The sequence below is a fragment of the Candidatus Electronema sp. TJ genome, from assembly GCF_048287355.1.
Taxonomy (GTDB): Bacteria; Desulfobacterota; Desulfobulbia; order Desulfobulbales; family Desulfobulbaceae; genus Electronema.
On the sequence record NZ_JBLWEP010000113.1, the window covers coordinates 1 to 5,428 of the forward strand.

At 59.1% G+C, this 5,428-nt stretch carries 5 protein-coding genes; all 5 read left to right on the top strand.

All coding sequences use genetic code 11. From position 1 onward, the window contains the following. On the top strand, nt 1-804 hold an 804-nt coding region (gene hisG, locus ACNKID_RS08790; RefSeq protein WP_417913061.1), incomplete at its 5' end, for an ATP phosphoribosyltransferase. Next, entirely contained in the window at nt 801-1,397 is a 597-nt protein-coding gene (yihA, locus tag ACNKID_RS08795; protein ID WP_417913062.1) for a ribosome biogenesis GTP-binding protein YihA/YsxC, read from the top strand. The genes hisG and yihA, both read left to right, overlap by 4 nt. A 132-nt stretch (nt 1,398-1,529) precedes the next feature. Further along, on the top strand, nt 1,530-2,471 hold the full coding sequence (locus ACNKID_RS08800; RefSeq protein ID WP_417913063.1) for a TIGR01777 family oxidoreductase: 942 nt from the start codon (nt 1,530-1,532) through the stop codon (nt 2,469-2,471). 21 nt (nt 2,472-2,492) lie between these two features. Next, entirely contained in the window at nt 2,493-4,271 is a 1,779-nt protein-coding gene (locus ACNKID_RS08805; protein ID WP_417913064.1) for a DnaB-like helicase C-terminal domain-containing protein, read from the top strand. A gap of 285 nt (nt 4,272-4,556) precedes the next feature. Further along, on the top strand, nt 4,557-5,428 hold an 872-nt coding region (locus tag ACNKID_RS08810), incomplete at its 3' end, for an ABC-F family ATP-binding cassette domain-containing protein (protein ID WP_417913065.1).

Below are 5,428 nucleotides of genomic sequence, written 5' to 3' on the forward strand. Positions count from 1 at the left end.
GCGGGCTGGAAGATCAGCATGACTTCCCGCAATTATTTCCCGGAAGTGGATGACCCGGAGCTGTCCATCTACATCTGCCGCCCGCAGGAGATGTCCCGCTACGTGGAAGACGGGATGCTTGACGCAGGAATCACCGGTAAAGACTGGACGCTGGAGAATGGTTCTGACATTGTGGTGATTGAAGACTTGGTCTATTCCAAAGTCAGCCGCAAACCAACCCGCTGGGTCATTGCCGTGCCTGGAGATTCGCCCATCACCAAGGTTGAGGACTTGAACGGCAAGAAAATCGCCACGGAATTGGTCAATGTCACCCGCAGTTTCTTTGAAGGACGCGGCCTGAAGGTGGATATTTCCTTTTCCTGGGGCGCGACTGAGGCCAAAGCGGTCTCCGGGCTGGCAGATGCGATAGTTGAAGTGACCGAGACCGAAGCGACGATCCGGGCGCACGGCCTGCGGGTCATCCACGAGCTGATGCAGTCCAACACCCAGCTGATCGCGGGCAGAAAGGCCTTGTCTGATCCGTGGAAAAAGGAGAAGATAGAGCACATCGCCATGTTGCTGCAAGGATCTCTGCGGGCGGATAAAATCGTCGGCTTGAAGATGAACGTGCCTGAAGAAGGCTTTGACGCGGTGCTGGCGATTCTGCCCAGCGTCACCGCGCCCACAGTCGCCCGCCTGCACAAGCAGCCGTGGTTCTCGGTGGAGACGGTCATCTCCGAGCATCAGGTGCGCGATCTGATCCCAAAGCTGAAAAAACTTGGCGCGCAGGGGATCATCGAGTATTCGCTGAACAAAGTGATATGATGATCGAGTTCAGCAAAGTCGCCTTCGTTGATTCGGTGTATGACCTGCGCAGGCTGCCGGGGCAGCTTGTCCCGGAAATCGCCTTCGCGGGCCGCTCGAATGTCGGCAAATCAAGCCTGATCAACACCCTTGTGAACCGGAAAAACTTGGTCAAGACCAGCTCCAAGCCGGGCAAGACCGAGAGTCTGAACTTCTTCAAGGTGGAAGGCGGACTGCATCTCGTTGACCTGCCGGGCTACGGTTTCGCCCGCAAAGATCAGAAGACCCGCGAGGCATGGCAGGATTTGATCAGCGGCTACATTATCAGCCGGACGGCCTTGGTGTGCGTGGTGGTGATCATTGACATCCGCCATGAGCTGAAGCAGCTTGACCGCGAGATGGTTGACTGGCTGGCATCGAATGGCAAGCCTTTTCTGATTGTTTACACGAAAGCGGACAAGCTTTCCAACAACGAACAGGCCAAGCAGGCCGCAGCCTTGGACGCGGCATTGAACATCCGTCCTGCGGAACGGCTGCTTTTCTCCTCCCAGACCGGACAAGGCCGGGAGGAGCTGCGGAAAAGGCTGGCAGAGGCTGCGGGGCAAGCAGACTGAACAGCTGGAGGCCGGAACGCTGTTCTCTTTGGCCAAGAACATGGAGCAACCGCCTCTTGTGACAGATACAACGTGCGGCCGACGCTGTCCTTGCTGCTGTTGACAGAACAGCGGGCTGCGCAGTACAGTGTGATGAGCAGCAGTCAAGCGTCCATGCGCCGTTTCTTCTCATCCGCCGCCTCACCAGCCGTCATGAATATTCTCATCTCCGGCGCGTCCGGCCTTGTGGGCCGGGAGCTGACACGATCTTTGGGCAAGCAGGGGCATGCGATCACCGCTTTGAGCCGCGATCCGTCCGCTCCGGCCTTCTGGGACATCGAGCGGCGGGCAGTCACTCTGCCGCAGCAGCAGAACATTGACGCGGTCATCCATCTGGCCGGGGAAAACATCTCCATAGGCAGCTGGACAGCCGAGCGCAAAGAGCGCATCCGGCGGAGCCGCGTGGACGGCACCAGACTGCTGGCCGAATTCTTCGCCGCTGCGGCACGGAAGCCGAAGGTGATTATTGGTGCCTCAGCGGTCGGCTATTACGGTGACCGGGGCAATGAGGAGCTGACCGAAGCCAGCGCAGCAGGCAAGGGCTTTCTCGCCGAGGTGGCGCAGGATTGGGAAGCGGCCTTGCAGCCTGCGGCAAAGGCAGGCATCCGCACGGTCAATGCCCGCTTCGGCATTGTTCTCAGTCCGGCTGGCGGAGCGCTGGCAAAGATGCTGCCGCCGTTCAAGCTGGGCATGGGCGGAATGATGGGCAGCGGCAGGCAATGGATGAGCTGGATCAGCCTGAACGAGCTGCCCTCTGTCATCAGGCACATCTTTGCGCATGAGGAGCTGTCCGGCCCGGTCAACCTGACCTCGCCCTTTCCTGTCACCAACCGCGACTTCACCCGAATACTGGCCAAAGCCCTTTGCCGCCCTGCTCTGCTGCCTGCGCCGCGCTGTCTGCTGGAAGCGCTCTTCGGCGACATGGCCAAAGAGCTGCTCCTTGCCAGCGCGAAGGTCAGGCCAGACAAACTGCTGGAGTCCGGCTATATCTTCCGCGAGCCGGAGCTTGCCGCCGCCCTGCGCGGCCTGCTCTGACCCTTTCTTCAGGAGAACGCCATGAGCCGCCCTGATCCGGTTGCTGCGTTTTACACCAAGCACCTGCCCGGCGCGAAGCTGAAAAACAGCTACCTCACTGCTCCTTGCCCTTTCTGCCGCGAGCAGGGCAAGAGCGGAGCCACGCCGAGGCTGATGGCCGTGGCGATCAATCCAGAAAGTGCCTTTCATGGCTACAGCCGCTGCCTGCACCGCTGCGCGCCCGGCGGCTTCCCGCTGCATTTCGCCCGCCAGAGCCGCCTCAGCCTGAACCTCGCGCCTGGCTTCGACCCTGACCGCGACTACATGGCGGTCAAAATCAATTATCCGCCCAAGAACATCAACACCGACGTGGTCAGCTTCATGGAGAAGATGACCGCCGACCTCTTCATCCGCTTTGCCAGCCAAGGCATTTCCAAGGCGGTGCTGGAAGAGATGCGCATCGGCTTCAACGGCCGCTATCTGGTTTATCCGTATGTTCAGGAAGACGGCAATTGCTACGCTGCCCGCTGTGTTCATCCTGACCGGCCTGACGACTTTTTCTGGCACGGCAATGAGGAGTTCTCCGCGCCGAGTTTCCGCATCTTCAACAAGCCGGAGATCATGCGCTGCGAGAACGGCAGCTTGGTCATCGTGGAAGGCGAGGACAATCTGCTCGCTCTGCGCCAGCTCGGCCTGCCCGGCATCGCCTTGGCTTCAGCGGCTGATTTCGTTCATCTGGAGACAGAGCGGCTGGCGTGGGTGAAGATCATCTTTGTCTGCGTCAATAAAAACCCGGAGTCGGAGACAGCGGCGCGGGACTTCGCCGGGCGGCTGGGCTTCAAGGTGCGGATGATCCGCTGGCCGGACTCCGCGCCCAAACAATACTGCCTGACAAAAATGGCCGCCGAGCTGGGCAACGACTTTCAGAGAGCTGTCTTCAGCCTGATCAAGGAGGCGAAGTCTTTTTCGCCCTTCAGCTCGCCGGAGCGGGAATTCCTCCATTTTGAAGAGCAGCTCCGGCGCGAGGCCGGCGACAGCAGCGCAGCCATGCGCTCCGGATTTCCCAAGCTGGACAAAGTGCTGGGCGGACTGCATGGGATCAGCATCATGGGCGGTCTGCCCAAGGCGGGCAAATCCTGCTTCTTCATCCAGATCGCCAGCGAAATGGCCCGGCGCAAGGTCCCGGTGATCTATTACGATTTCGAAAATGGCCGCCAGAAGATCTATCAGCGCACCTTCAGCCGCCTGAGCAAGCTGTCTGTGGACCAGATTCGCTACGGCGAGCTGAATGAGGAAGAGACAGGCAGATTGAAGGCCGCCAAGGCCGAGCTGCAGAAGCTCCTGCCTTGGCTGCGGGTGGTGACAGACCGCAGGCTGACCCCGGAGCTGATGCGCAGCCATATTGATTTTCTCCGTCATGAGTGCAACTCTGACTGCATCATGGTGGTGATTGACAGCCTGCACAAGCTGCCTTTCAAAGATTTCTCCGAGCGGCGCACCGGCATTGATGCTTGGCTGCGCCATCTGGAGGCGCTCCGTGACGAGTTCAACGCCTCTTTCCTTGTCGTCTCCGAGCTGACCCGCCGCGAGGACGGAAAATACGATCCGCAGCCGCAGCTTGGTGCCTTCAAAGGCTCTGGCGACATCGAATATTCCGCCGACAATGCGATGGTGCTGCTGCCGCAGTGGGATCCCTTCAACCGCGAGCCTGCTGAGCTGCGCCGCAATGATCTCTGGCTGGTGGCCAGCCGCGAGCGCAGTCCGGGCCTCATCGCCAGCTATCAGCTGGATTATCCCTACTGGGGTTTTGTGGAAAGATAGTCTGGCATAACCCGTCAATGCAGGCCAGACATTGTTTGGCGCGGGACTGTTGCTGCCGCAGCAGCAAGCTGGCTGACAACGCTGCCCTGTGACAGGAGATCTTGCCGCAAATCCTATTTTCCCGGCGAGTCAGGCGCAGCTCTGTGCTGTGCAACGACCGCGTCGGAGTTCCTTCCGCCTGCTTGGCCTCGTGATTGAAATTTTGTCCTGTCCAGATTATCTTCTCCGGGACAGAAACTTCTTAAGACAACAACTGGCCTGACCGCCTGCAACCTGCTTTCCCCCATGCTCACCATCAGCAATCTCAGCCTTCAGCACGGCCCCAAGCATTTATTCCGCGATGTTTCCGCCCAGATTCATGTCAACGACCGCATCGGTTTAAGCGGTGTCAATGGCACGGGCAAATCCACCTTGATGAAGATCATCTGCAAGGAGATTGAGACCGATCCCGGCGTGATCAGCCGCGCTTCGTGGTTTACGGTGGCCTATCTGCCGCAGGAAATCACCATCGAGCTAGGCAGCCGCAGCCTATACGAAGAGGCGGAAAGTGCCTTTGATGAAGCCTTGCAGCATCAGCGCGAGTTTGAGGAGATCAGTCAGCGCATGGCCGGGATTGATCAGCACGACCCAGAGCTGGACGCGCTGATTGAACGCCAAGGCGAATTGCAGCATTTGCTCGAAGGCCACGATGTCTTCCGCATCCGCCCGCAGATTGAGCGCATCCTCTTCGGCCTTGGCTTTGTCAAAGCGGATTTGGACCGGGAGGTGAAAGAGTTCTCCGGCGGCTGGATCATGCGCCTGCTTTTGGCCAAGCTGCTTTTGCGCCAACCCGCCTTGCTGCTCCTTGACGAGCCGACCAACCACCTTGATCTCGACTCGCTGACCTGGATGGAGGAATTCCTTCAGCAGTATCAAGGGGCGATGATGATCATCTCCCATGACCGTTCGTTCCTCGACCGGGTGACAACGAAGACTTGGGAGCTGAGTCTGGGCAGGTTGACGGTCTATAAAGGCAACTACTCAAAATATCTGGAGGAGAAGGCCCTGCGCATGGAAATGGAGCGCGCCTCGTACGACAACCAGCAGGCCATGATCCGCCAGACCGAGCAGTTTATCACCCGCTTCAAGGCCAAGTCCACCAAGGCCAAGCAGGTGCA